1 protein-coding gene is annotated in these 1757 nt (G+C 40.9%); it reads left to right on the top strand.

Annotated features, from left to right (window positions below; translation table 11 throughout):
- The coding region (locus ABFY09_RS15065) for an IS1182 family transposase (RefSeq protein WP_347985097.1) at positions 1–1580 on the top strand (1580 nt) is incomplete at its 5' end.
- Positions 1581–1757: the final 177 nt, after the last annotated feature.

Here is a 1757-nt window from a genome sequence, read left to right as displayed (position 1 = left end):
CTCTGTTATCTAATCACTATTATTCGCTACAGTTGAACGTGATGGCTAATTATAAACCTGACTTATCCTGCCAAAGTAAATTCATTCCGATTGATTTTTCACAACAAATTATCCCCGGTACATTTGAATACGCACTCTCTCATATCATTGATAAACACCTTGATCTAAGTTCTTTTGACGAATGGTATAACAACGATAATGGTGGTGCTGCGGCGTATCCTCCGTCAGTGATGTTAAAAATTGTCTTGTTTGGTTATTCACGAGGGTTAGTCAGCAGTCGCCGTATTGCGAAAGCGTGTGAAACGAATATTACCTTCATGAGTTTGTCTGGGGATACGCAGCCTCATTACACATCTATCGCGCATTTTGTTGCTAACATGAAAGACCAGATTGAACCTTTGTTTACGCAAGTGCTGATGATATGTGATCGTGAAGGTTTGATCGGACGAAATATGTTTGCCATCGATGGCTGCAAAATACGGTCTAACGCGAGTAAAGAATGGAGTGGTACCTTTGATGAGCTTGAGCGAAAACAAGCCAAGCTACGTCGTGCCAGTCAACGCATACTTGAGCGTCATCAAGCACAAGATGGATTAAGTGAAGACGAAGTTCAGCATGATTTAAAGCAACAACAAAAATTGGATAAGAGCGCGGATAAAATCAATGCGTTTTTGTCTTCTAATAAAGAAAAACTAGGCAGTCGTAAAACACCTGTTAAAAGTAATATTACTGATCCTGACAGCGCCAAGATGACGACCAGTAAAGGCACGATTCAAGGTTACAACGGGATTGCGATTAACGATGATAAGCATCAAATTATTCTACAAGCCCAAACATGGGGATCTGTTGGTGAGCAACAAACCTTAGCGCCAGCCGTTACTCAACTAAAGCAGCAGCTTGATAAGCTATCCAAGCAAAAACAACTAAACGATCACACAATCAAATTCACCGCAGACAGTGGCTTTAACAGCGAAGCGAATTTGGAGTTTATGGCTCAAAGTGGGTTCGATAGTTATATTGCAGACAATCAATTTAGAAAACGTAATCCGCTATTTAAAGAGAGTGAAACGTATGAAACAGAGCAAGAAAAACGTAGATTGAAATGCAGCAAAGGCAAGCCAAGATTATTCACCTCAGATGATTTTCATTATGATGAAGCAACACAAACGTGCCACTGTCCAGCAGGGAACGAAATGTGGTTAAGTGGCGCCAATGTAAAAAGCCACAATCAACAATACGCTCGATTTTGCGGTTACTTGAAGGACTGCAAGGTGTGTCCATTAAGGCAACAGTGCATGCGTAATCCACCGAAGGATAGAGGGAGGCAAGTTCAGTTCTTACATGACGAGGTGCGCAAAAAGCTAAGTTATGGCGATAAAATGAAAGCCAAGATAGACAGCCCAATAGGAAGACGACAATACAGTAAACGACTTGGTGCTATCGAACCGGTGTTTGGCAACATCACAGTCAATAAAGGTATGAACAAATTCACGCTGCGCGGCCAAGAAAAAGTGAATACCCAATGGAAAATGTATTGCCTCGTTCATAACATCGAAAAACTTAGGGATAGTCTGCATTAGCTAAAAGGTATGCCTTAAGTTCTTACGGAACCTGAGCCACTTACGATGCCTTTAGTCATCTGTAGCTTCGTTTATGAGTTGAAAATAGAATGGCCTGTTGAGTTTTAGTTGGATGTGAAATATGGTGGATTTATATTAATTAAATCGGCTGGGAATGAGTAATTCTACAGCCTCGTT

The sequence above is a fragment of the Marinomonas sp. 5E14-1 genome (genome assembly GCF_039939215.1).
GTDB lineage: Bacteria > Pseudomonadota > Gammaproteobacteria > Pseudomonadales > Marinomonadaceae > Marinomonas.
The sequence above is the reverse complement of the archived record's forward strand: the minus strand, read 5'-3'. Positions and strand labels throughout refer to the sequence as shown.